This is a genomic window from Moritella sp. F3, from assembly GCF_015082335.1.
Lineage (GTDB): Bacteria > Pseudomonadota > Gammaproteobacteria > Enterobacterales > Moritellaceae > Moritella.
The window spans coordinates 568151-591029 of sequence record NZ_BLRL01000001.1 but is presented as its reverse complement, the minus strand read 5'-3'; the positions used below and the strand labels follow the sequence as shown (position 1 = coordinate 591029).

The window sequence follows — 22879 nt, the reverse complement described above, 5'->3', positions numbered from 1 at the left end:
TATAAATCAAATGGCATTAATATAAGTGATGGCCTGTGTGTATTTTTATAAATAAGCACGCCTCTATTCTGTTTGATCCTTATATTTTTAATATTTCATTTTCCCAATGTAATAATTGTTGGGTTATTTAACACGTTTATTTAAATATTCGTAGAGAGGTATAAATGAAAGTATTAACATTAATCGGCGATGATTTTGTACAGAAGTGTGACAATTTAGCGAGTTTAGCCCTGCGTGATTTCCGCCCTGACGTCGTTATCGGAGTGGCGACTGGTGGTAAATATGTTGTTGAGGCTAAAAGTTCATTCGCAAGTTTTAATCAATTAATCGTAAAAAGACAAAGACCGGCAACAAAGAAAAAAGAAAAATTGAAAATACTTAATATGTTGAAATACTTACCCCTGTTTTCATTAAATTCATTACGAAGTCTTGAAGTCTATTATCAAGAGAAGAAATTTAAAAATAACGAAGTGAAAAGGTGTGCTTCGGATGTGAAACTTATTTCTGGCGATGTTTCTTGTTTAAAAAAACCAGGTTGTAAAGTGCTGATTGTCGATGATGCAGTCGATAGCGGAAATACGATGTTAGACGTGTTTGATTTCATTTCAGATATTAACGATAGCTGTGATGTGAAGTCTGCAGTATTGACGACGACCTTTACCAACCCTATTCATAACGCGGATTTCACGTTGTACTCCAAAATACTATTAAGATGTCCATGGGCTTTGGATGCAAGATAAATGGTATCAATTTATGATCTCGACTTAACCTTAATAAGAGTTAATTCTTTTAAACATTGGGTTATATTTACATTTATTTTGTTACCTTTTAATTTGTTTACTTTCCTACCTATTTTCAGACTGTATTATTATCGATGCATTGGTCTTGTAGGTAGGTTCGAATTTAAAAAAAGATTAACAATCATCCAATCGAAAAGTAAATACTGGAGCCTCGCTGGATTTATCTTTTCTAGGTATTTATGTTTATTTACCAATAAACGTGTATTAAAGCATTTAGAACAGCCTGGAATAAACATTATTGCGTCTGCAGCGCCTGACATTTATGGGAAGTGCTTACCCTTTCTTGATAAATTTGATCATGTTCTATTTTCGAATTTATCTGATGGGCATTATATAGAACTTCTTGGTGAAGCTAAAAAGATCGCTGTGGTTAACGATATGGAAGCTAATAACATTAAATTCAGCTGGTTACGATTTTATACTGATAGCTTAGAGGATTTACCTTTGGCTAGAATTGTGAATGAATTATATGTTATCTATACCAAGGATATTGTGTTCGAATCGTTCAAAAATGAATTAGCTGATATCAAAGTCAGTCTATTGAAATAACCAGCAGACTAGGCTCGCTGGCACGTGATCTTATAGCAATGTATAATACGCATCTTTTTAATAATATAGGCGTATTGGTTGATGACAAACAAAGGACTTGGTTGTGCTAACTTTACATTTGCGGTGTATTTGGCAAATACGCCTAACATGTTGGAATACCAAGGCATAAGCAGCGTTAATTCACTTGTCAGTGGTGAAGTTAATGCTATTGGCCAAGCATGTGGCAATGGCTGGCGTAAAGTATTTAATGTTTATGCTAAATTGTTGTATGCATTAAACCCCACAGACTTTTACTTTGCACAAAAAGCCCCGACTTGGCAGCAATATCGTGATGGTTATTTACTCCAAGCAGGTAGTGCAACAGCTTTGTTATTTAGCCCGCCTGAACTCGATAGTAATACCCAGACTATTCATATTATATGCGGCCGTACTTATGCTAAAAACCTACTAGCAGCAGGTAAATTACAGGCTAATTTAATTTGGTTAGATGATGAGTTTGCAATTGATGTAAAGCACCGTTTAGTCGTGTGTCCTTATTTTGATTACCGACAGTTATCCAATATCAAAATTGAACGTCTGTCGGCGATGTTAAGTGGACTCGTTAGTTAATCGTAATCAGTTGCTGTTATAGCATTTTAGATACGCTAATGCGTTGGCCGCGATATTCCCCCGTTATGATCACCTCTTTAACGCTTTCAATATTAGTAGCACTTGCTGGTCTCCATAGTAGGTCGATATCGCTAAATTGCTGGCTAATGACATCGTCTTCGCCGATATCTTTTAGCAGTTCTGCAAGTGTCATATCGGTTAATGAAGCGCCAGACTTTTTTGACCAATTTTTTAGCAAGTCTTTAGATAACATCTGCTTGGCAATCTTGATAGGTGTACCGGCCAAATTATCAAATTGAATATAATCAATTGCGCCCGAACGACTAATGATAATACGATTACTGAGCATGCTCATACCGTACACGTTACGCTGGCTATAAGCTTGCGAGTAGATAATCGATTTTTTTTCATTATCAATTAGATATAGATTCTCATTCGTTAATGCTGCACTCAGTTTACCCGTCGTATCGGAAGTGAGTTTAATGACTTTTTCAGGTAATGCTAATGTTGCGATAGATGAACCTTGGGCAGTATTAATCCAGCTGAGCGTATTGGTTTTATCGCTGACGATCAGTTGTTTATCATTGTTGACGAATGCGGCCTTATCTATGTCACTTTTTATTATTTCACTTTGTAATTTCAAGGTTTGAGCGTTAATCACAACCGCGGGTGTGCCCGCGTTTTGTAGCACGAATAATGATTTTTGTTCCTTACTTAATATAAGTGCTGGTTGCGCTGAAGATAGGTCATAACTGTTTCCTGTCGGCTTTAAAGTATCACTAGATAATTGTTTTAATTCAGAACCTTGGCCATAACCTTTGTTAAATACAGCGGCGGCTGTGTTGTGGTTAAGAGAGACGATTAACTCGCTGATATGGTTGTTTTTGCAACTTGCGGATGAAACAGGTAATACGGGCACGACGACAGGGGGCTTAGAACCGCCGGAAGCACGGCTATAGGTACTAATTTTCGGTGCTGAAGACAAAGGAGATGCTTGACCGTTTTTACCTAATTCGGTTAAGAAAATACCATTGTTACCCGTACTGTTGCACGTATAACTCATGCTGTTATCACCGTAAATAGTCGGCTGATAAATCAAATAAGCATTTTTATTATGCTCACCTTGAGTGGCTGATAAAATTCTTGATGCTGGCTGGGTAGTACCGCCGTCATTACAGTCATCGCCGAAAAGGGAACCGTAATCATCATCACAATCGTCTCCATCGTGGTCATCGTGGTCATCATGGTCATCATATGTACTCATCGTTGGCGCTGCTTGCGTTGTAGTTGCGGGAGTAAATATGTTGTTTAATCCTGTGGCGGTATCGATTTGTAGTAGTTTATTATCATAGGTAAGGGCCAGAAGCATACCTGTGTTTTCATTTATCGTGATTGCACTACTACTGGATAGCGTGCGCATTGGGTAAGAACCTGGGATAAGATAGCGCTTATTTAAGTTCACATAGGTACTATCTAAGTCAGATTGCAGTAAAGTACCCGTGATATCAAAGTTACTGGTACTCACCATTTTATCGACAGCTGCAGAGATCTTTAGCGCTTTAGAATCCCCCTTCAACGATAAAGCATACTTAAAAGAGGCGAGTAACAAGTTAGTTGCTTCTTTTGGTCCATGCTCGGTATTTAGTTTATTAAAGTCAATGTTATACAGGTCACCAAATAGTTGCTGCAAATACGTTTGTGCTTGTGCTTGCACTTGCGTAACGCTACCAGAAAATTGAGGATTAAATAAAATTTCATTTTGAATCAATGTCGTAAATGGACTGACTACATTCGCACTTGCTGGCGCAGTAAGTACATAATCCCCATTCTCGATAAGAAAGGGAGCTGTGTTATCACTCGCAACACTCCATAGCGTTGATACTTTTTGCTCTCCAGCTGCACAAGTATAATTACGATCTGTGTCTACGCAAATTGATTGCTTACTGTAGTCATAGAGATCGGATTTTGTCGTACTGCTTTCTTCGCCGCCACAGCTAACTACGAGACTACACCCCGCTAGAATAACCGCTATTTTAGATAGTTTAAATTGTCCATTCATATAGATAACACTTTGTTGGTTGAAGTTTTATACCGGATACCTTATGTAAGCCAGTTGTTTAGATGTAAATAAAGATGATTAATAAAATATATGATCGAATACAATTGATAATCACTCTCATTATCGTTAGTATATGCGAAAATTTATGTTTGACTATAGTTTTCATAAAGTTATTTATAATTATACAAAGGGATAGGAAAATGTTGTTAGGAGTAAACAAATCACTGCTCGCGTTGACAGTGATATCAGGTTCGTTGTTAACGGGTTGTAATGAAGCAAGCCCAGATCAAAAGTCAACCAATTCGACGCAAACCACTATTAAACCTGATGCTCCTGCTGGACCTATCGTGAATGATGACCTTGACCAGTTTGGTTGGTCTTGGAGTCATAATTTTAGTGATAAACAATTTTATGAAATTAAAATTCCCAATCAACCATGGATGGCTGTTAACGGTAATCCGCATCAACTGGTTGTTGATGGTGTTTATGCTGTGGGCGATATTCAAATTCGTGTCAAAGCAGACTCAAGTAGTAACCGAGCTGCGAGTGACGTACTGGTTAATGCCGCTATTTATACTGCTAATTCATCGGTCAACCGACCAAAATCGCCAACGAATCCTGTGCAAAATGACAGTTTAAATACCTTTGATTGGGATCTTGTTAGTGGTTTTAGCACCGTGAGTGAATATGAATATTCACTCACTGGTGGTGTAAGTTGGATTACGGCAACCAATAAACCACTTTCAGTTGGTGATGTGGATATTGATGTTGGCCATGTACAAGTGCGCGTTAAAGAAAATGTTGCTAGTGGCACTGTTGCAGGCTCGGTATTAATCAGTACGCAAGCTTTTACATCGGGGGTAGCTGTTGTAATAGCGGCACCGACGTTGCCGGTTATTGTGAACAAATATATTGGCAGCACAAATTGGCAGAAAGAAATTAAAACGAATGGCTTTAGCTGGGAGTGGGTAACAAATAGTAATACTGGCGCGGATTATGATGAGCCTGAGTATTATGAATTTACCAATGATGGCGGTATGACTTGGCAGGCTGTAACGAGTCGACCGCAACATATTGGCGCAAAAGCTTATGCTAAAAACAAGGTCGGTGTGCGTGTTAAGAAAAACGCGATTGCGAATCAAATTAATCCAACTGGGCAGACACTTTTTGCTACAGGTGCAAGTGCTGATTTTTATGTAACACGTGTTGTTTCAATGGAATCGTGGAATCAACCAAAAAAACTCTCCTCTTATGATTCTTCTTGGGAGAAGGCTGAAGATGATGGTTGCTATATTGAATACGATGTTAATGGCGAAAACCCACAATTTTGGGCTTATGCTGGTGGCAGTTCTAGCGCAGATAAAGTGCCTGAATTATTAAATACAGAATTTTGTGACATGCCAAACTGGCAGTTATTAGGTTCGACAGAAATGAAAGCTAAAACCTTAGTTGATTCGAGCTATATCGCAGGAACTTTCAAGAGTTATTTAGTGACTAGCGACAGCTATTATAAACATTGGGCATCTGAAACGGTTAATGGTATTGAAGCACTGAAAGCAATTAGTGCAGGTCAAGAGGTTAGCGCTTCATATAGTACGAGAGTGATTCTAAAATGGGAATTACCAGATACAGCGAAAATATTAACAGAGACTACATCTACGAATGCCGCACTGAAAGTTATAGTGTCATCGCAGAATAGTAATTGGCAAGCAATATCAACTGATTTAATTGCTGTTATCAGCAATATAGACTCGTTAGCGGGTCAACCTTTGACGCCATTATTATCTAATGTTACAACCGCTGAAACAGAAGCTAAAACAGCATTTGATTCCCTCGCGTTGGCGTTAACGGAATACCAGGAGAAAATTAACTCATTGACACTTTACTCAACTATGCTCGAAAGCGATAGTAGTGTTGATAAAGCACTTAAAACGACGATCAATAACAATATAGCTGCGATTAAAGTTGATTTTATTAACCTAACCTCGCTACATACTTCATTCAAATCTGCATTAACAGTGACCCCCGCGTTAACTGCGCTGATTAAGTTAACGGATCAAAATACCACAGCAAATAGCGCTAAAGATACGTTATCAAACGCAACCGTGGGCGCTGATATTCATGCCAAGAGTTTAGATTTATTTGCTGCAGCGGCTGCAATAACTGATTTTCTCAATGCAAATATTAAGATCACCACCGACCTAAACATGGCCATTACTGAATTGCCGACAGTCAATAATAGCGCATTAATATCAGCGCTAGATAAGTTGTTAATTATGTTTAGTAATTTACCAACCACTGCTGATGTGGACGTCCTTACTGAACATGCTGTTAAAGGATTAAAGCGAGCCTCAACCGAAGGCTATAAAGTCGCAGCTGCGGATGCTGTCATTGGTACTCATTTTATCAAGTTAGACATCAATGGTGGTTATTTACCAAGTGCTACAACTTATGCGCAAGGCTGGCGCTGTGTGATGGATAATCGCGATCTTGCTCGTCAACGCATTTGGACATTACTTAAAGATGGGCTACCAAAGGGTGCAGATGATTTAGCCTTTGATGCTTCAAGTTCCGGTATTGCAAGTGTGATGGGGGCTGGTGGTCTTATTGAGCTGAAAAATAATGCAGAGTTTTGTGGCCGCAGTGATTGGTCATTACCAAGAACAAATCAGTTAACGTCATTAGAAACAGGTGTGATTAATAGTAGTAAGACTATCGATGTTGATGTTTTCCTGCATCATTTTGCGTTTAAACCTGAATATGACATTGCTTATTACACTGGTGGCGGAACCGTATTTTGGTATTGGACTGCTGACGATGTTAATAAAAATGCAAAAATTTACCACTATAAAACCAAAAATAAGTCTGCGACGAGTAGCTCGGCATCAAAACAGGGTGATGAGGACAAAGTAATACTGAGCCGTTTAGTTAGTGAAATTAAGCTTTCATATCAACTCCTTAATAGTGCAGGTGACATTACTACTGATGTTGATGCGGCTGTATGCGCTTACCAAGCAGAATCAAAACAAACATGGCAGTTATTTGATACCGCTAACGCTGGGGTACGAACTAAAGGTTATGGTAATTCAAGTTCTGAAGCTGATACGGTATTAGCTGAAGTGGAACGAATGAATAATGAACATTTATGTAATAAGAGTAATTGGCGTGTACCAAGCTTGGCTGAGTTACAGGGTCTAAGTCCAGTTGATAGTACTGTGTTCCGTTTTAACGATGTCGATAAATCGGGTTCAGCACTTTGTTATGTTAGTGCTGATGACGCTCAATGGGGTCGTCAAAAATGCTACAACATGCGCACTGAAACGACCTCCGATGTTGATAAAAAAATAAACAGTTGGAGCACGGGGAATACATATCGTCTGACCACGTCTGAATAATAACAAGGTAATCAATTTAAAATTGGCAACCTATGATTTGGTTGCCAAACCTAACTATAAAAATAAGAGAGACAAAAATGAAAAACAACAAACAAAAACAACGTGGTGCTGCAGCAATTGAATACGCAATTTTAGCGGCTGCAATGTCACTTCTTATGCTGCAATTTCTTGGTTCTGACGGCAAGCTTTCGAATGCGATTGAGCAGACCTATGAGTCTGTCATTGAAAAGCTGGATACAGTCAAAGCTGATAAATAATAAACATTAACTCTGAGAATATACGGTTTCGGCCGTATTAATAGAAGTAACAATTATGCATGCAAAACGTTTAGTTTATCTGTCTGTTTGTACGTCTTTACTTGGGTTGATTTGGCTATTTTTCAGCTTGTCGGCGCCAGTAAAAAGCACGTCTAAACAGGATGTAGTTAAGAATTATGAAGTACTTGTTACCACGCAAAATATCGCTATTGGTCGTCCTTATAGCGCCTCGTTATTTGCCTGGAAAACGGTCAATGAACAGGATCTTAGTGCCCGTATCGATTTTATTGATAAAGCCACATTTTTAATGTCGACATTAAAAAATACCGTAGCTGCGGATGATTTTGTCGCAGGACAAATATTAAGCCCGTCAGATTTTTTGAAACCTGAACAAGGTGGTTTTTTGTCGGTGATGTTACGTCCCGGTTATCGTGCAGTTTCAGTACCTGTTGATCAAGTAACGGCTAACTCTGGCTTAATTGGTCCTGGTGATCATGTTGATGTATTACTGCTGGCATCAAAAGAGCAAGAACTTCGTTCTCGTGGTAATGAAACCCAAAGTTTATACGTTAAAACTATCGCGCAGAAGGTCCGAGTGTTGGCATTTAATGATGCCTTACTGCTTACGCGTTATATGGAAAAGCAAAAAAACAATAAAGGCGTACTTCCAGATAATAGTACCGTGACGCTAGAAGTTTCACCGACACAAGCAAATCAAATTACGTTAGCAAATCAACTGGGTACATTGTCGATGGTCTTACGCAGTAAAAACAACTTAGATACAGATAATGCAGCAATCGCAGCTATCAATGTCGATGATATTTTACCTGCAATTAAACAAGTCCAACCGGATATAGGTTTAGTTGAATTTCGCGCTAAAGAAAAACGAGTGATGAATAATGCTGGAAACGAAAATGATTAAACAATTAGTGAGCGCATTGTCGTTATTACTACTGAGCACAGTATTACAAGCGCAGACTTTAGATGTGGTATTAAACAAAGCGCGATTAGTGGTGCTGCCAAGTACTGCTAAGTCTATTTTCATCGCGAGTAGTGGTATTGCCGATTACCAAACTTTAACCAATACCAAGATCATGGTGTTCGGTAAAAAAACAGGGAGTACATCTTTGTATGTACTGGATGCTAAAGAAAACGTTATTTATTCAGCGACAGTGAAGGTAAATCATAATGTCATAGAGCTTAACGATCTAATTCATAATGAATTTCCTGATGCATTATTTAACGCCGAATCAACCGCCGGTAAGTTGTTTTTAAAAGGGCAAGTACCGACAGCCAGCATGGCGGAAAAGATAGTTCGTTTATCTGAAGGTTATGTCTCTGCATTAGCAAAATCAAGTGAGATTCAACAAGGTGCTAGCGCGGAAGCTGGCGCACCTGCTGCCGCACCAGTCGCTAAGACGGATGACGATGAATTGATCAATCAATTACAAGTCACCATGCCAAATCAAGTTAATTTACGTATTCGTATTGCCGAGGTCTCTCGTAAAGTGTCTAACAAACTGGGCATTAAATGGGGTTCACAAGGTTTTGGTACTGGTACATTTGCCTTTTTAGATAATTACGGTGGCAAACTTGGGGGGGTTAACCCTGCAGGTTGGGCTGACTTGTCGGTAATTGTTGATGCATTGGCAACTAACGGCATGATGTCAGTACTCGCAGAACCTAATTTAACTGCGATGAGTGGTGAAGAAGCTTCGTTTCTTGTTGGTGGCGAGATCCCACTACCTTTGGTTTATAACGACACTGCGTCTGTTGAGTATAAACAGTTTGGTGTGAAGCTTGATTTTAAACCGACGGTATTAAGTGCTAACCAAATTAGCCTGCAAGTATTTTCTGAAGTAAGCACTGTCTCTTCGGAAACAAGCGTGCAAATTGGCGGACAGGGAGGTAGTTCTTCATTCCCTACGTTTGTGACGCGCCGCGCTGCCACGACGGTAGAACTGGCCAGTGGTCAAAGCTTTGCATTGGGTGGGTTATTGCAATCAAAAGATATTGAGCAGTTACAAAAAATGCCATTGTTGGGTGATATTCCAGTACTTGGCGCGCTATTCCGTTCAACTGAATTTCAACGTGAAGAAACGGAACTCATTATTATTGCGACGGCTTATTTAGTGCAACCGACTCGTTCTGACACATTCGCGTTGCCAACAGATGGTTTGATCCCGATGAGTGATGTTGAACGGTTATTAGCGTGGCCAATAGAAAAACAAACAACAAGTTCAACAGCCAATGAAGATCGTACTGACAATCGCCAACCGCGACTGCTTGGCGATAACGGATTTTATTACTGAGGTAGTTATGCGGATATTTTCGATATTAATAATGTGTGGTTTGTTGAGTGCTTGTGCAATTGATTCTGTACAGCGTCAACCAGAAGTTCAAGTAGAAGCGGTTACGCACAAAATAGCGTTACAACTGGATCAAAAGGGATTATCACAAAGTGATCAAGCCGCGTTGAATGAATTTATTTATCAACGTGGTGATTTGTCAGCGTTACGAATAAAAATAGCCACTTATAGCAACAAAGGCGCTAGTGCGGTACCTGCATTAACGGCATTGTTAAAACAGGCTGGTGTATATCCATCTCAGGTAACGAGCGAAGCGGGTGAAACATCGACGGTCGCTGATGTAGCCCTATTCGTTGAATCTTATCGTAGCCTTGTACCGCATTGTGTTGCAGGGAAGCAGAAACACAGTGTGTTAAATGAATTCAAATCGAGTCCTAACTTTGGTTGCGCTAATGCTAGCGCTTTAGCGCAAATGGTTGCAACACCAAGAGACCTTGCTGTTGGGCGTACGCTCGATGCAACAGAGGGCCGTAAAGCTGTATCAAGAGTGGATACTTATTATCAGCCAACGACCAGCAATAGCGAACAAGCAGATAAAAATAACAGCAGTAGTATTTCGTCTAGCTTAGGAGGGCTGTAATTATGCAAGCGTCTAATCCAATCGCGAATAGTGATGTAAAACGTAATAAGATCGCAGTCGTGAGTGCCAAAGGTGGCGCTGGTACTACCTCGTTAATCGCCAATATTGCTTGGGGTTTATCTCAACGGAGTCAGAGCAGTGTCGCTTGTGCAGACCTTGATTTTTTGACTGGTGATTTAGACTTACAATTCAGTGTACAAGCGAACAACGCATTGCTAGAAATGCTGCAATTCCCAGACCGCTTAGAGCCTGTTATCTATCAACGTAGCGGGGTTAAGGTTAATGATGATTTATATCTATTTACCGGTTATGCATCTGGCTTTGAACTGCATTTTTGGCCAGATGTTGCAAGTATGGATAAAGTATCTGACTTTTGCCTAGAACAAGCAAACCATGTTATTTGGGATATTCCTGCATTCTGCTTACGCGATAAAGTGGGCTTTGAAACGTTAAATCGCAGTGATATTCGTGTGGTGATTGTTGAACCAACATTGGCATCGATCCGCAGTAGCAATCAATTATTGACGAAATTAGCATCGACGGGCTCATTAGCGACTCGCACGATAGTGGTACTTAATCACACGAAACCCGAAGCACAATCTTTAATTACGGCTAATGATGTTGCGGCGACTTTAAACCGTAAATTGGATGTTGAAATCCCGTATTCTCCAGAGGATATGCGGACAGGTAATGCGCTCGGCTTATTGGCTATTAATCAAAAAAGCCGCAGTGCAAAAGCATTGAAAAAACTGGTTGCTGTTATTAACGGTGAATCAAAAGAATCAAAGTCTAGTGTGTTTCGCTGGCGTAAGGGGGCGTGATGTTTGGAACTAATACAGTAACACTGACGCCAGCTGAGTCATTGCTGACATTATCTGTATCCACAGATGTTGCGGACGTAACACCGAGTAGTAATGTTGAAGAGCAACGTTTTCGTGTAATCCAACAAGAAATAATGGCGATCATTGCTCCTGCAGTCGTTGTCACGCTGACGCCTGAAGAACTTGAAGTACGCACGTTTGAAGCCGTCGGTGATATTGCTGCTCGCCAGCAATTTCCAATTGGGGGTACTGAACAGCGTAATATCAGCCAGCGCCTTGTTGATGAAATGCTGGGGTTGGGTCCTTTACAAGTGTTAATGGATGATCCTGAGATAACAGACATCATGGTTAATGGTCATAGAGAGGTATTCGTTGAATATCGCGGTAAGGTCAAACGCGCAGATGTTCATTTTCGCGATGAAGAGCATGTATTGAATTTAGCGCGCCGAATAGTGAGCCGTATAGGTCGCCGTGTTGATGAAACAACGCCGATGGTTGATGCGCGTTTACCTAACGGCAGCCGTGTGAATGTGCTTATTCCACCATTGGCATTAAATGGTACGTGTATTTCTATCCGTAAATTTAATGAGCAAAAACATAGCTTGCAGCAACTTGCAGCGCTCGGTGCCATGTCGTCTGATATGGCGAGTGTGCTGAATATTATTGCTCGTTCCCGAGTTAATGTTCTGATTTCGGGTGGTACCGGTGCAGGTAAAACAACATTACTGAATGCGTTGTCGTTTGGTATTTCACCTGATGAACGCATTATTACGATTGAAGATGCTGCAGAATTAAAATTACAGCAACCACATGTGGTGAGCATTGAAACAAGACCTGCGAATATCGAAGGCGCTGCAGCCATTGGCCAACGTGAATTGTTACGTAATGCATTGCGGATGCGTCCTGACCGAATTATTTTAGGTGAAGTCCGTGGCGCTGAAGCGTTTGATATGATGCAGGCGATGAATACTGGCCATGATGGTTCTATGTCAACGCTGCATGCCAATACACCGCACGATGCGTTAATCCGTTTAGAAAACATGTTGTTAATGGCAGAGGTTAATTTACCTGTGTCTGCTTTACGCCGCCAGATAGCCAGCACCTTGGATGTTGTTGTGCAAGTGGAGCGTATGCGAGACGGTAAACGTCGAGTGGTTAATATTACCGAAGTAGTCGGCCTTGAAGGCGATCAATATCTTACTCATGATTTGTTCCATTTTGATTATCAGCAAATGGGCGTTAATGGCGATCTTGTTGGCGAGTTTTTATCCACTAAAATATTGCCGCGATTTAGTGAAAAGGCGCGTTACTACCAACTTGAATCTCAGTTGAAACAAGCCATGGGAGTACGATGATGTCAGTCATGGTGACAGGCCTGTTGTTATTGATTATGTTTGTGTTTAGTAGTTACAAAGCCTTACAGTATCAGCGCCAACGACAGGTATTAAAGCGTCGGTTAAGTTCAATATCAGCAGTGAATAGTGCGGATAGTAAAGCGACGTCAACTTTATTTCATTGGGCGCAAAAAACGAGCCCTTTATTGCAATATTGTCACGATCTGAAAGCGCGTATAGACGCCTTATTTGACCGTAAAGCTAAGCGTGTTCTACAACTATTGTTAGCGATTTTGGCTGTTGTTGTCTGGTTTACGTTACCTTTTTTTACGCCTTCAATGAGAATGATGATTATTGCGATTGTTATCTTATCGATTTTGGCTGTGAGCTATTGGATCATGACTGTGCGTCAACATAGTGAATTTAATGCTGGCTTCACACAAGTGTTAGGCCAAATGTCACGGGCGGTGTCGGCAGGTATTTCAGTGCCGCAAGCTATCGCTCAAATAGCGGATTATCAACAAGGGATATTGGGGCGAGAGTTTGGTTTGATCCGCGATAAATTAGAAATTGGTATTGGCCTAAAGCAAGCGCTAAAGCAGGCGCGTATTCGTTTGCCTTATGTGAGTTTTCATTTCTTTAGCGTGGCATTAATTTTAAACGAAGAGAATGGTGGTCAGCTGCGTGAGGTTCTACATAGTTTGAGTCGAACGGTGCATGACAATGCAGCTATTAAGATGAAAATCAGAAGCTTAACTGCCGAACCGCGCATGACTGCCGCTATTTTAGCAAGCTTGCCAGTCGTCCTTATCTCGGTAATGTTCTTTAAAAATCCCAGTGCATTTATGACGTTAACTCAAAACCCTAGCGGGCATTTAGTCTTAGGTTATGTGCTTACCAGTATGGTTCTTGGTTTCGCTATTATTCATTTTTTAACGAAGGTGAGAGCTTAATGTCTTTATCTTTATGGATTGCCGTTACTTTGCTTATTACTGGCGCGGTTATGGCATTGTTATTTAGTGTTCCTGCACAGCGTCGTGAGCTCCTGTTAAAACGACTGCTATTATTATCGGCACAGCAGCAATATTCGTCCCTTGGTTTAAGTAAATCAGCGTCAAAAACTGACTGGTTACGCCGTTTAACTGTCGCGCCTGATATTAGCGCATTATTGGTTAAAGCCGGGTTTCATGGCCCAAGAGCAAGCGCGACGTTTTTATTGTGCAAATTAAGTTTAATGCTGATTAGCGCGATTGCGTGGCAATGGTATGTCGATTTTGATACCGATAAATTCGCCATAGCTAAGACCTTGATCTTTGCTATTTCTGGTGGACTTGTAGCTGAACAATGGTTGAAATGGCGCGCCCGCACGGTTAATTACCGTATTGCGCTAGCGTTACCTGATGCGCTTGATTTAATGGTTATTTGTGTCGAATCAGGTTTAACCTTGGAAGCCGTATTTCAACGTGTTGGCCGTGAAATGATAGCCGTTACACCCGAATTATCACGTGAATGGTTAATCACTGAAGCGGAGTTACGTTTATTGGATTCTCGTATTATGGCATTAAATAATTTGGCCGAAAGAACGGGTTTAGTGGAAGTTGAAAACATGGTTATCGCTTTATCTCAAGCCGAAAAATATGGCAGTAAGATCGCACCCACGATGCGTTTAATCGCCAGTGACAGCCGTCAATATCAATATTTACGTCTAGAAGAGAGAGTCGGTAAGATCCCCGCGAAAATGTCATTACCTGTGGTGGTATTAATCATGCTACCTGTGGTTGTACTGATTGTTGCACCAACGATCATCGCATTATTAGATAGCCTTGGAGGCATGTGATGAGAAAGTCACTGGCGAAAGTATTTATTATGTTTGGCTTGCTGATGTTATCTGGCTGTAGCACTAATCAATTAAGCCAAGCCGAAGAAATGCACTCAGATCGTGAGCTGGCACAGTTGGCTCTTGATAGTGGCCGACCAGACAGTGCGATCTCTATTTATCGTAAGCAACTCGATTTGCAACCAAACGATACCGAGCTGTTGTTAGCGATAGGGACTGCTTATAACCAAATGTCAGAATTTGATTTAGCACTGCATTATCTTAATCAAGCACAGGCGTTGATATTAGCAGATACCAATAAGTCATCTGTTATATATGCTCAAACATTACGTGAAAGAGGCAATGCACAGCAAGGTTTAGGTAACTTAGAGGGAGCTATTTTAGATTTAAAAAAAGCGGCTGAATTATTACCTAAAGATGCTAAAGCATTAAACAGTTTAGGCATTAATTACGCCTTGTTTAAGGACTACCCTCAAGCAAGAACTGCGTTCACGGGTGCGCTTGCTAATGCACCTGACAATTTAGAATACCGTAATAATTTAGCACTCGCCTGGATCTTAGATGGGCAACCACAGCAGGGTATCGATGTGCTTTATTCACATTATTTACGTGGTAGTTCGACGTCTAAAAGCCGTCAGAATTTGGCCTTGGCCTTTGCTATGAAGGGCGATGTTGAAGCTGCAGAAACAATTGCAAAACAAGATCTAACGAAAGCTGAATTAGAAAATAACCTTGCTTATTATCAGCAGCTTTATCAAGGCCAGTTACAGCAAGAATCGTTATTGACAGAGCAGGTTAAGCAATGATTTTGTCTAACATGAGAAACCGTCAGCAAGGTGGCGTTAGTATTGAATTTGCAGTGACAATTGTACCATTTTTTGTATTGCTGTTGGGATTGATCGAAATTAGCCGCTTTATGATGGTGAGCAGTATGGTTGATGTGGCCTTATCTTCAGCAACGCGAGAGTTAGTTGCGGAACATTCGCGTGAAGATTTAACCGATAAATTACAATTAACCTTGTCAGAACAAAAATTACCATTATTGAATGGTAACGACATCACTGTTCAAGCCCATTATTTTACCAGTTTGGCGGCATTACAAAATGATGATTTTGTGGCTAACTTTGACGGACAAGATTTCGCTGAATTTACCTTGGTTTATCCGTATAAAGCGCTATTTGTTGCAGGATTTTCTGATAGCTTTGAGCGTTTATCAAACTTTAAACGCACGACGTTAGTGGTTGTAGAGCGGAGTGCTAATTATGCGAAGTAAACGCAGACTCTATGCAGCTCAGCGTGGCAGTAGTGTCATCGAATTCCCTATCATTACATTAGTCATGGTTATCCTTGTTTTATTTGTCATAAAGGTAAACCAAGGGATCAATCAAAAGAACCAACTTAATGCGTTAGCTTATTCACTGACATCAATTGTGGCTTGTGCTGAATGTGATAATGGCATGAATAAACCAGCTTCAAGTCCTGCTACTCCAGGTGTCATTTCGGATCAAGTAGCGGATTCATTATTTCAAGTTGCACAGCGGCATTTCAACAATTTAATTGTTGAATCGTCAGCTGATATTGGACTCCAAGTTGAAAGGCTGGTCTTTGATCCTTCAACAAAAATCTCAAAACCGTACTCTTTAAATAGAGGGGTAGAATGTGACGCGGCTACGCCATTATCATCATTAAAGGATTTATCACCCCTAGGTACAAGGCCCGGAATAAATGCTGGACAGCGGGCTGAATTATTTCAAGTCACCTTGTGTATTAAGGGTATCGAGAGCTTTGGTAATGGTATTACACCTCTATTTATACGTAGCTTCAGCGACCGTTATTATCAAAGTTCGGCGTTATTAATAGGGCGTAAAATATGATGTCCATATCACGTCAACGTGGTGCTATATCACTCACATTCACGTTTATATTACCTGCGATTATGAGCTTATTAGCCATGACGGTGTTTTTTTCGATGTACAGTCAAGTTGTGATTAGAACGGGTCAAGCCGCAGAAGCCGCAGGGCTTGCCTGCACGTATCAACAAAGTGATAAGCCAACTGTTATTGACGGTATTTTAAATTATTACCGTCCTAGTTTTGTGCTGCCTGTATTTGATAATAGTGTCCGCTCAATGGGGAGTAATGGTTGTCAAATATCAGTGCAATATCGTTTTAAGCCAGCAATGGATAAATTACTGCCAGTTGAAGTTGATAGTTCAAGCCTGGTCGCATCAAATAGCGGATCTAGCTCCAAATTAGTGGAAAACGTAATTCTAAAACCGACCGATTTTTCACTCGTTCTGGATATTTCAGGTTCGATGGGATCGGATCTACCTGAGTTAAAAAGAATCATTACCGATGTGATAAGCGACATTGACCCAAGTAATAACCAAGTTCGTTTTTCTATTGTGCCTTTTCAAACTGGTGTGGGGGTGACTGCAGCACCTTGGCTTCCTAGCTCTAAAGCAAGCCCTAAATGTGTTGATGGTCTAGCCTATCGCAGTGGTAATTTTGATGCCGATAAAACCGTGCAATCGTTAAATTCATCACCCAAGAGCCTGGATTTCAACGAGGTTACACCAGGACCTTGGTTAGACCGTTGTAGTCACTCTGCATTTATTTTACCGCTTACCAACGATCTCAATAACGTTATTAATTATGTTAACAGGTTAAGTACCAGTGGTACTACTGCATCTTACCAAGGCTTTATTTGGGGCGTTAGAACGCTTACTGAAAAATGGCAGCAGGAATGGAAGATTACGCCTGTGACATCTTCGGGACTGACCCAACGGTTAATTTTATTTACCGACGGCGATGATAACGGCGGAGGGCATTTTGATGACTTAATGAATGCGGGTTTATGTGACGAGATCCAACAGAACTTAAATATTGAAGTGAGTTTTATTGGTTTTGGTGTTTCTGCTCGCCGTATCCAGCAATTTCAACAATGTGCAAATCGCCCAGATGCGGTGTTTGATGCTAACAATAGCGCAGAACTAGCGGTTTATTTTAAGAATGCGCTTAAGGTTGAATCTAATCCTAGGCTCGTATTGGGTCAGTAGTTTTTAAGCTTTTAGTTTTAAGAAATGTTTTATTTATTATATTAGAGGTAGTTATGTTTAAAAAGTGGCTTGTAGTGTTCACATTATTATTGTCCAGCCAGGCGCATGCTTATCAAGAAGGTGAGATGTTATCAGCATCTGCACAGGCGCAATTAGGATTAGATCCAAACCGTGTATCGCTGATTGATTTTTTTGCCGAATGGTGTGTTTCTTGTCGTGCGGAATTACCGGAAGTGAATGAACTTACCCCCGAATTAAGTGCATTAGGGGTTGATGTTGTCGGCGTTGATGTTGATGAGGACATGGCTGTTGGGATTGCATTTCAACAATCTCTCGGGCTCAATTTTAGGGTCGTAAATGACGATAAACAAACCCTAGTTGATGACTTCCAACCTATTGGTATGCCTGCTTTGTATTACGTTTATCAAGGGCAAGTACTTAAGGTACGTTATGGTGCGATTAACCACATAGGTGACGTCGTTATGAGTGACTTAAAAGCGATGGGGTTAAGTAAATGAAGTCAATGAAACATTATTCACCTTTAACCTTGTTATCTTCGTCGTTATTTATAGCTAGTTTTAGTCTGCAAGCTGAAGTTGTTCAAATCGAAGAGTCGGTTTCTCGCGTTGTTCACCAAGGCCAGCAATCAGTCTCCATCGTCGAATCATCTGTGGTTCCTGTGAAGGTTAAGCCTTTCGAAAATGAACCTAAAGCCGTCCTGATAGCGCCTGTGGAGGTGTCACATATTACGGTATTGCAACCTGAATTGGTGATCACGGAACCGGCTGTAAGCTCAGAAATTAAAGCCAAACAAGTTGCTGTCATTAAGCCTTTGCCATTAAAGATAACGCCGAGGCTTGATGCGGAGGTTGCTGCAGCACCAGCAGCACCAGTTCGAGTTCCAGTTCTTATAGCACCACCGATTATGCCAACAACGGTACCGGAGAATCCCATTTTAAACACCCGCGCATTAGCCCGCCAAGAAGCGAGTGAAGAGCTGGAAGAAGCGTCATTATTCTCTGCAATAAGTGACTGGTTTAGTGTGAAACCAGTTAAGCCATGGCAAAAAGGCACATTGGCGAAAAAGGCCATGAAACCTGGAGGTGAGGTGCCTGAATTTGATGTTTTTTCTGAGAAAGTATTTGCCTATAAACAGGGTTCTATTGGTGGTAATGGCGTTGGCGGCGGTGGTTGTGGCTGTAACTAGGTGTCCACATCGAAGACTGTAAATTGAATTTGTTGTAGTAACTGTTTTAACTAATTAAAGATGAATAAAATAATGAATATAAAATTACCATTAACCCTACTTGGCCTTGTTGCTGGATCCGTTTCTGCTGCAGACCATATCTCGATCCACCATATGAACTTTGAAGAGTATGGCGATAAAGTGAAAGCCGGAGACAACATTTTATCATTGGAAAAAAATATCGGTTTAGATTGGACTATCACGGCTGAATTCGGTTACGACACCGTCTCTGGCGCTTCTCCTGCATGGGTTGCGACGACGCCGTCATCAGGCTCGCACGATAAGATCACGCAAGATGCTCAGGATATGACCTCGGAAGTTATTCGCGCTGGTTATGATCCTTACCGAGGCAATTATGAAATACGCCCTGTTGAATTAGAGGATACGCGTTATTCAGCGTCAACCAATGTGACTTACCGTGATAAAGACCGTGATGAATGGACTGCAGGCGTAAACTACTCGCAAGAGGAAGATTACAAAAGCATGGGCGCGAATGCAAAAGCGCTGTTTTATACCGACAGTACTAAAAACCGCTCGTTTAGTGTTGGTGGTTCGATACTGACTGATCAGACTCTCGCATTCCAAGCATATCAAAATGGGGGGAATGCCCAAGCATGGGAAGATATTTTCACTTCGAGTATGGAAGTGGGGATGTCACAAGTATTCACGCCTAATCTATATGCCATTTTCACGGCTTATGGTGGCTATAAAACGGGTTATTTAAGTAATCATTATTTAACGGTATTGCGTGAAGTAGATGTTGATGGTGATGGTTCCATTGGGGATGATGAGGTATTTTTAGGGCAAGATTCACGTCCAGACACCCGTATTTCTGGTGGTGTAAACTTGCAAACATTCTATAGCATTAACGACAGCGTTGTTGTTCGTCCTCGTTATAAATTCTTTACTGATGATTGGGGCGTTATGTCGCATCAAGTTGGCGGTAAAATGAGTGTCAAAGTCACTGACTGGTTAACGTTTGCGCCAGGTTATTTTTGGTACACCCAGCAAGGGGCTAATTTCTTTATTGATCCTAAGGCGGCTGATCCAACATTTGCGTCAACAGGGTATGCAACGTCAGATATTCGCCTAGGTGATTTTAATGCGAATACCTATGAACTCGGGGCAAGTATTAAATTGTCGTCTAAATGGCGCATGAATGCATTGGCCGCTTATTACGAACAAAGTAATGGTTATGCCAGTAATTGGTGGGCTGTGGGAGTGACTTATGACTACTAAACGCGCTTATACACATCATTTCATGGCGATGACAGTGCCTTGTGAAGTGACTTTGATTGCTGCTAATGCAGCGAAAATAACACGTGATATTGAAGCCAATACCAAGCGATTGGAGGACAAGTTTAACTTTTATTCAGCAACGTCAATGTTGACTATTTTGATTAATCAGCGAGAGAGTAAGCGCGTCATGATTGATGCTGAAACTCGCGATATTTTAACCAAGGTGCATGATTATAGTGCGTTAACGCAGGGTATTTTTGATATTACTGTTGGCACTGTGAAAGCGTTATTACCGCGTAGTACGTTAACACGAGAGCAAATATATCAAGATGCGGCGCCTTATATGGGGTTGAGTGCATGGGAGATTGAGGATGACTGCTTACTCTTACATTTTCCGCTTACTCAGTTAGATCTTGGTGGCGTAATTAAAGAAGTCGCTGTTGATCAAGCGCTGGCGATCGCATCAGCATCAAGCAGTGGCGTGCTCATTAACTTTGGCGGGGATATTCGTGTTGCAGGTAAGAAGGCGGATGGCGATGATTTCATTGTTGGCGTGATTAATCCCCATGATCAAGCGCAGGCGTTGTTTGCCTTACCGTTGCGTAATCAAGCGCTGACAACATCGGCGCATTATGCAAGGCGGCAGCAATTTTCTGATCAGGAAAGTTCGCACATTCTGGCTTCGCAGGATACTCATAAACAGGTTATCTCCGTCACAGTTGTCGCAGACACGGCTTTACAAGCTGGGATCATGAGTACGGCATTAACAATTAATCCTCGTTTAACTGTTCCTGAAGAGATTGGTTTTGCACTCGTAGATGAACAATTAAATGTTCACCAAAATACGGATTTTTTATTACTATGAAGTTATTTTTAAAAACATCGCAACAGATAAATAAGGTTGTAGCACAGTGCGTTATTTTCCTGATGTTACTCATGAGTGTCTGCGTATCAACTTTGGCGCAGGCGAACAGTAATACACAGGCCGAATTTTTAACGGTAAACGAGGCATTTCCATTTACCTCTCACATTTCACGAGATAGTGATGGCGATAAACTGGTGCTTAACTTTGCGACTCAAGCGGGTTATTACCTTTACCATAAACGCTTTTCGTTTAAAGTTATTAATGATGAACTCAATGGCGACATTAGTTTGGCTAAGCCGCAATTTTCGGTGGTTGCAGAGCAGAAACAAGATCCTAACTTTGGCCTAGTAAAAGTTTACCATCAAGCGTTAACTGTCACGTTACCTTTCACTGGCAGCGGTAATGTGAAGGTTAGTTATCAAGGGTGTGCCGATAGTGGCTTATGTTATTTACCACAACGTAAAACGATTAATGTAAGTGCGATTGATACTACACCTAGTAGCTCGTTAGTGGCGGCTGTTAACGACGGCGGGAATGACAGCCAAGGTTTGGCTAGCATGCTGGCAGGTACGGGGCGTGCTCAAGCATTGTTATTATTCTTCGTACTCGGTTTAGGCCTTGCTTTTACGCCTTGTGTATTGCCGATGATCCCGATTTTATCGAGTATTATTGGTGGTCAAGGTGATGGCATGACTGGGTGGAAAGGCTTTTATATTTCGTTAGCGTATGTGCTTGGCATGGCATCGAGTTATGCCATGATTGGCGTATTGATGGCGACAGTGGGTCAAGGGATTAATATACAAGCTGCGATGCAACAGACCTGGTTGTTGGTGATTTTTGCGGGACTATTTGTCTTACTCGCTTTAGCCATGTTTGGGGTTTATGAACTGCAATTACCGTCTCGATTACAGGTGGCGTTAAATAACCAGTCACAACGACTATCTGGAGGGAAGGTATTTACCGTGTTCATGATGGGCGCGATCTCTGCCCTCGTTGTTTCACCCTGTGTGTCTGCACCTTTAGCGGGCGCATTATTATATGTATCGACCACACAGGACTGGTTATTCGGTGGTGGTGTATTATTTGTAATGGCGTTAGGCATGGGTGTTCCGTTAGTTATTATTGGTACATCAGGCGGGAAATTCTTACCGCGTAGTGGCCCTTGGATGATCCGCGTTAAACAAGGTTTTGGCGTGATGTTATTGGCGATTGCTATTTTACTTATTAGCCGCTTTGCAGCACCGTCGGTGACACTCGGATTATGGGCGTTGTTGATTATCAGCTGTGCGATGTATATCCATAATGTGGCTGATATACAAGTAAGTCGATTGTGGTTACGTCACGTGGTGGTGTTTGTGTCCTTGGTTTATGGCGCAATGCTCATGATTGGTGTGGTGACGGGGGCTGATGATATGGCTGACCCACTGCAGTATATTACCCAGCGTGATGTGATGAATAAGGGAACTGAGCAAGGTTCACAACCGTTATTTATGAAAACAGCGTCGGTAGCTAAAATTGAAACTGCGATTAATAACTTACCTGCGCCTAAAACGGTGACTATGGTGGATCTGTACGCAGACTGGTGTACGTCATGCAAAGTGATGGATAAGCAGGTATTTTCGCATGCAGAAGTAGTCGCTAACATGGCAGTTATTAATGCTATGAAGTTTGATATTACTGACAATACGACAGCGCAATCAAAATGGATGGCGCAAGCTAAATTATTTGGTCCGCCAAGTATGTTGTTCTTTGATGCCGATGGTCAGGAGTTGAAACAATTACGCGTTGTCGGTGAAATGGATAAACAGCAGTTTTTGGCGCACCTTGAATTGGTCTCAGCTACTGCGCCTGTGAGTTAGTA

The 22879-nt window shown here is 41.2% G+C and carries 22 protein-coding genes; 21 read left to right on the top strand and 1 reads right to left on the bottom strand.

All coding sequences use genetic code 11. The features are described 5' to 3' along the window. Positions 1 to 164 precede the first annotated feature (164 nt). The 3 genes from JFU56_RS02595 to JFU56_RS02585 all read left to right on the top strand — a co-directional run bounded on the left by JFU56_RS02595 (position 165) and on the right by JFU56_RS02585 (position 1958). On the top strand, positions 165 to 740 hold the full coding sequence (locus JFU56_RS02595; protein WP_198435711.1) for a phosphoribosyltransferase family protein: 576 nt from the start codon (positions 165 to 167) through the stop codon (positions 738 to 740). Next, positions 741 to 1349 (top strand): haloacid dehalogenase-like hydrolase, encoded by a 609-nt coding sequence (locus JFU56_RS02590; protein ID WP_198435710.1) that lies wholly within the window; start codon positions 741 to 743, stop codon positions 1347 to 1349. An 81-nt stretch (positions 1350 to 1430) separates the two neighbouring features. Beyond that, the gene (locus JFU56_RS02585) at positions 1431 to 1958 is read left to right on the top strand and encodes a hypothetical protein (protein ID WP_198435709.1); all 528 of its coding nucleotides are present in this window, start codon (positions 1431 to 1433) and stop codon (positions 1956 to 1958) included. 16 nt (positions 1959 to 1974) lie between these two features. Here the strand turns inward: JFU56_RS02585 and JFU56_RS02580 are convergent, their stop codons facing one another. Continuing rightward, on the bottom strand, positions 1975 to 4017 hold the full coding sequence (locus JFU56_RS02580) for a hypothetical protein (RefSeq protein ID WP_198435708.1): 2043 nt from the start codon (positions 4015 to 4017) through the stop codon (positions 1975 to 1977). Positions 4018 to 4217: 200 nt separating this feature from the next. Between JFU56_RS02580 and JFU56_RS02575 the strand changes: the two genes are divergently transcribed. From JFU56_RS02575 to dsbD, 18 genes are all read left to right on the top strand, one after another. Next, complete coding sequence (locus tag JFU56_RS02575; RefSeq protein ID WP_198435707.1) at positions 4218 to 7412, top strand: hypothetical protein; 3195 nt, start codon at positions 4218 to 4220, stop codon at positions 7410 to 7412. A gap of 77 nt (positions 7413 to 7489) precedes the next feature. Beyond that, entirely contained in the window at positions 7490 to 7669 is a 180-nt protein-coding gene (locus JFU56_RS02570; protein ID WP_198435706.1) for a Flp family type IVb pilin, read from the top strand. Between the two features lie 55 nt (positions 7670 to 7724). Next, positions 7725 to 8591 (top strand): Flp pilus assembly protein CpaB, encoded by an 867-nt coding sequence (cpaB, locus tag JFU56_RS02565; protein WP_198435705.1) that lies wholly within the window; start codon positions 7725 to 7727, stop codon positions 8589 to 8591. Continuing rightward, positions 8584 to 9981 carry a type II and III secretion system protein family protein gene (locus tag JFU56_RS02560; RefSeq protein ID WP_198435704.1) on the top strand — a complete coding sequence of 466 codons (1398 nt, stop codon included), beginning with the start codon at positions 8584 to 8586 and terminating at the stop codon, positions 9979 to 9981. The genes cpaB and JFU56_RS02560 overlap by 8 nt, the downstream gene beginning before the upstream one ends. Before the next feature lie 7 nt (positions 9982 to 9988). Continuing rightward, complete coding sequence (locus tag JFU56_RS02555) at positions 9989 to 10618, top strand: CpaD family pilus assembly lipoprotein (RefSeq protein WP_242065812.1); 630 nt, start codon at positions 9989 to 9991, stop codon at positions 10616 to 10618. 2 nt (positions 10619 to 10620) lie between these two features. Next, positions 10621 to 11439 carry a hypothetical protein gene (locus tag JFU56_RS02550; RefSeq protein WP_198435703.1) on the top strand — a complete coding sequence of 273 codons (819 nt, stop codon included), beginning with the start codon at positions 10621 to 10623 and terminating at the stop codon, positions 11437 to 11439. Then, positions 11439 to 12794 carry a CpaF family protein gene (locus tag JFU56_RS02545; RefSeq protein WP_198435702.1) on the top strand — a complete coding sequence of 452 codons (1356 nt, stop codon included), beginning with the start codon at positions 11439 to 11441 and terminating at the stop codon, positions 12792 to 12794. Before JFU56_RS02550 ends, JFU56_RS02545 begins: the two co-directional genes overlap by 1 nt. Further along, positions 12794 to 13726: a type II secretion system F family protein gene (locus JFU56_RS02540; RefSeq protein ID WP_198435849.1), complete on the top strand. Its 933-nt coding sequence runs from the start codon at positions 12794 to 12796 to the stop codon at positions 13724 to 13726. Before JFU56_RS02545 ends, JFU56_RS02540 begins: the two co-directional genes overlap by 1 nt. Next, positions 13726 to 14610: a type II secretion system F family protein gene (locus JFU56_RS02535; RefSeq protein ID WP_198435701.1), complete on the top strand. Its 885-nt coding sequence runs from the start codon at positions 13726 to 13728 to the stop codon at positions 14608 to 14610. Before JFU56_RS02540 ends, JFU56_RS02535 begins: the two co-directional genes overlap by 1 nt. Beyond that, positions 14610 to 15416, top strand: a complete 807-nt coding sequence (locus JFU56_RS02530; RefSeq protein ID WP_198435700.1) for a lipopolysaccharide assembly protein LapB — start codon at positions 14610 to 14612, stop codon at positions 15414 to 15416. The genes JFU56_RS02535 and JFU56_RS02530 overlap by 1 nt, the downstream gene beginning before the upstream one ends. Next, positions 15413 to 15883 carry a TadE/TadG family type IV pilus assembly protein gene (locus JFU56_RS02525; RefSeq protein ID WP_198435699.1) on the top strand — a complete coding sequence of 157 codons (471 nt, stop codon included), beginning with the start codon at positions 15413 to 15415 and terminating at the stop codon, positions 15881 to 15883. The genes JFU56_RS02530 and JFU56_RS02525 overlap by 4 nt, the downstream gene beginning before the upstream one ends. Further along, positions 15873 to 16484: a tight adherence pilus pseudopilin TadF gene (gene tadF / locus JFU56_RS02520; RefSeq protein ID WP_198435698.1), complete on the top strand. Its 612-nt coding sequence runs from the start codon at positions 15873 to 15875 to the stop codon at positions 16482 to 16484. Before JFU56_RS02525 ends, tadF begins: the two co-directional genes overlap by 11 nt. Continuing rightward, positions 16481 to 17668, top strand: coding sequence for a VWA domain-containing protein (locus JFU56_RS02515; RefSeq protein ID WP_198435697.1), 1188 nt, complete (start codon positions 16481 to 16483; stop codon positions 17666 to 17668). The genes tadF and JFU56_RS02515 overlap by 4 nt, the downstream gene beginning before the upstream one ends. Before the next feature lie 53 nt (positions 17669 to 17721). After that, positions 17722 to 18186, top strand: coding sequence for a TlpA disulfide reductase family protein (locus tag JFU56_RS02510; RefSeq protein ID WP_198435696.1), 465 nt, complete (start codon positions 17722 to 17724; stop codon positions 18184 to 18186). Then, the gene (locus JFU56_RS02505) at positions 18183 to 18875 is read left to right on the top strand and encodes a DUF4266 domain-containing protein (RefSeq protein ID WP_198435695.1); all 693 of its coding nucleotides are present in this window, start codon (positions 18183 to 18185) and stop codon (positions 18873 to 18875) included. The genes JFU56_RS02510 and JFU56_RS02505 overlap by 4 nt, the downstream gene beginning before the upstream one ends. A gap of 72 nt (positions 18876 to 18947) precedes the next feature. Next, on the top strand, positions 18948 to 20153 hold the full coding sequence (locus JFU56_RS02500; RefSeq protein ID WP_198435694.1) for a DUF3570 domain-containing protein: 1206 nt from the start codon (positions 18948 to 18950) through the stop codon (positions 20151 to 20153). Next, positions 20143 to 21018: an FAD:protein FMN transferase gene (locus JFU56_RS02495; protein ID WP_198435693.1), complete on the top strand. Its 876-nt coding sequence runs from the start codon at positions 20143 to 20145 to the stop codon at positions 21016 to 21018. Before JFU56_RS02500 ends, JFU56_RS02495 begins: the two co-directional genes overlap by 11 nt. Next, positions 21015 to 22877 carry a protein-disulfide reductase DsbD gene (dsbD, locus tag JFU56_RS02490; RefSeq protein WP_198435692.1) on the top strand — a complete coding sequence of 621 codons (1863 nt, stop codon included), beginning with the start codon at positions 21015 to 21017 and terminating at the stop codon, positions 22875 to 22877. Before JFU56_RS02495 ends, dsbD begins: the two co-directional genes overlap by 4 nt. Positions 22878 to 22879: the final 2 nt, after the last annotated feature.

What these genes read in the sequence shown, in the direction of transcription:
- JFU56_RS02500 (WP_198435694.1), top strand. Translation starts at nt 18,948, where the DNA reads ATGAATATAAAATTACCATTAACCCTACTTGGCCTTGTTGCTGGATCC.
- JFU56_RS02580 (WP_198435708.1), bottom strand. Translation starts at nt 4,017, where the DNA reads ATGAATGGACAATTTAAACTATCTAAAATAGCGGTTATTCTAGCGGGG.
- JFU56_RS02515 (WP_198435697.1), top strand. Translation starts at nt 16,481, where the DNA reads ATGATGTCCATATCACGTCAACGTGGTGCTATATCACTCACATTCACG.
- JFU56_RS02555 (WP_242065812.1), top strand. Translation starts at nt 9,989, where the DNA reads ATGCGGATATTTTCGATATTAATAATGTGTGGTTTGTTGAGTGCTTGT.
- JFU56_RS02540 (WP_198435849.1), top strand. Translation starts at nt 12,794, where the DNA reads ATGTCAGTCATGGTGACAGGCCTGTTGTTATTGATTATGTTTGTGTTT.
- JFU56_RS02595 (WP_198435711.1), top strand. Translation starts at nt 165, where the DNA reads ATGAAAGTATTAACATTAATCGGCGATGATTTTGTACAGAAGTGTGAC.
- JFU56_RS02570 (WP_198435706.1), top strand. Translation starts at nt 7,490, where the DNA reads ATGAAAAACAACAAACAAAAACAACGTGGTGCTGCAGCAATTGAATAC.
- JFU56_RS02535 (WP_198435701.1), top strand. Translation starts at nt 13,726, where the DNA reads ATGTCTTTATCTTTATGGATTGCCGTTACTTTGCTTATTACTGGCGCG.
- JFU56_RS02590 (WP_198435710.1), top strand. Translation starts at nt 741, where the DNA reads ATGGTATCAATTTATGATCTCGACTTAACCTTAATAAGAGTTAATTCT.
- JFU56_RS02530 (WP_198435700.1), top strand. Translation starts at nt 14,610, where the DNA reads ATGAGAAAGTCACTGGCGAAAGTATTTATTATGTTTGGCTTGCTGATG.
- JFU56_RS02505 (WP_198435695.1), top strand. Translation starts at nt 18,183, where the DNA reads ATGAAGTCAATGAAACATTATTCACCTTTAACCTTGTTATCTTCGTCG.
- JFU56_RS02495 (WP_198435693.1), top strand. Translation starts at nt 20,143, where the DNA reads ATGACTACTAAACGCGCTTATACACATCATTTCATGGCGATGACAGTG.
- JFU56_RS02585 (WP_198435709.1), top strand. Translation starts at nt 1,431, where the DNA reads ATGACAAACAAAGGACTTGGTTGTGCTAACTTTACATTTGCGGTGTAT.
- JFU56_RS02545 (WP_198435702.1), top strand. Translation starts at nt 11,439, where the DNA reads ATGTTTGGAACTAATACAGTAACACTGACGCCAGCTGAGTCATTGCTG.
- cpaB (WP_198435705.1), top strand. Translation starts at nt 7,725, where the DNA reads ATGCATGCAAAACGTTTAGTTTATCTGTCTGTTTGTACGTCTTTACTT.
- JFU56_RS02550 (WP_198435703.1), top strand. Translation starts at nt 10,621, where the DNA reads ATGCAAGCGTCTAATCCAATCGCGAATAGTGATGTAAAACGTAATAAG.
- JFU56_RS02560 (WP_198435704.1), top strand. Translation starts at nt 8,584, where the DNA reads ATGATTAAACAATTAGTGAGCGCATTGTCGTTATTACTACTGAGCACA.
- dsbD (WP_198435692.1), top strand. Translation starts at nt 21,015, where the DNA reads ATGAAGTTATTTTTAAAAACATCGCAACAGATAAATAAGGTTGTAGCA.
- tadF (WP_198435698.1), top strand. Translation starts at nt 15,873, where the DNA reads ATGCGAAGTAAACGCAGACTCTATGCAGCTCAGCGTGGCAGTAGTGTC.
- JFU56_RS02525 (WP_198435699.1), top strand. Translation starts at nt 15,413, where the DNA reads ATGATTTTGTCTAACATGAGAAACCGTCAGCAAGGTGGCGTTAGTATT.
- JFU56_RS02510 (WP_198435696.1), top strand. Translation starts at nt 17,722, where the DNA reads ATGTTTAAAAAGTGGCTTGTAGTGTTCACATTATTATTGTCCAGCCAG.
- JFU56_RS02575 (WP_198435707.1), top strand. Translation starts at nt 4,218, where the DNA reads ATGTTGTTAGGAGTAAACAAATCACTGCTCGCGTTGACAGTGATATCA.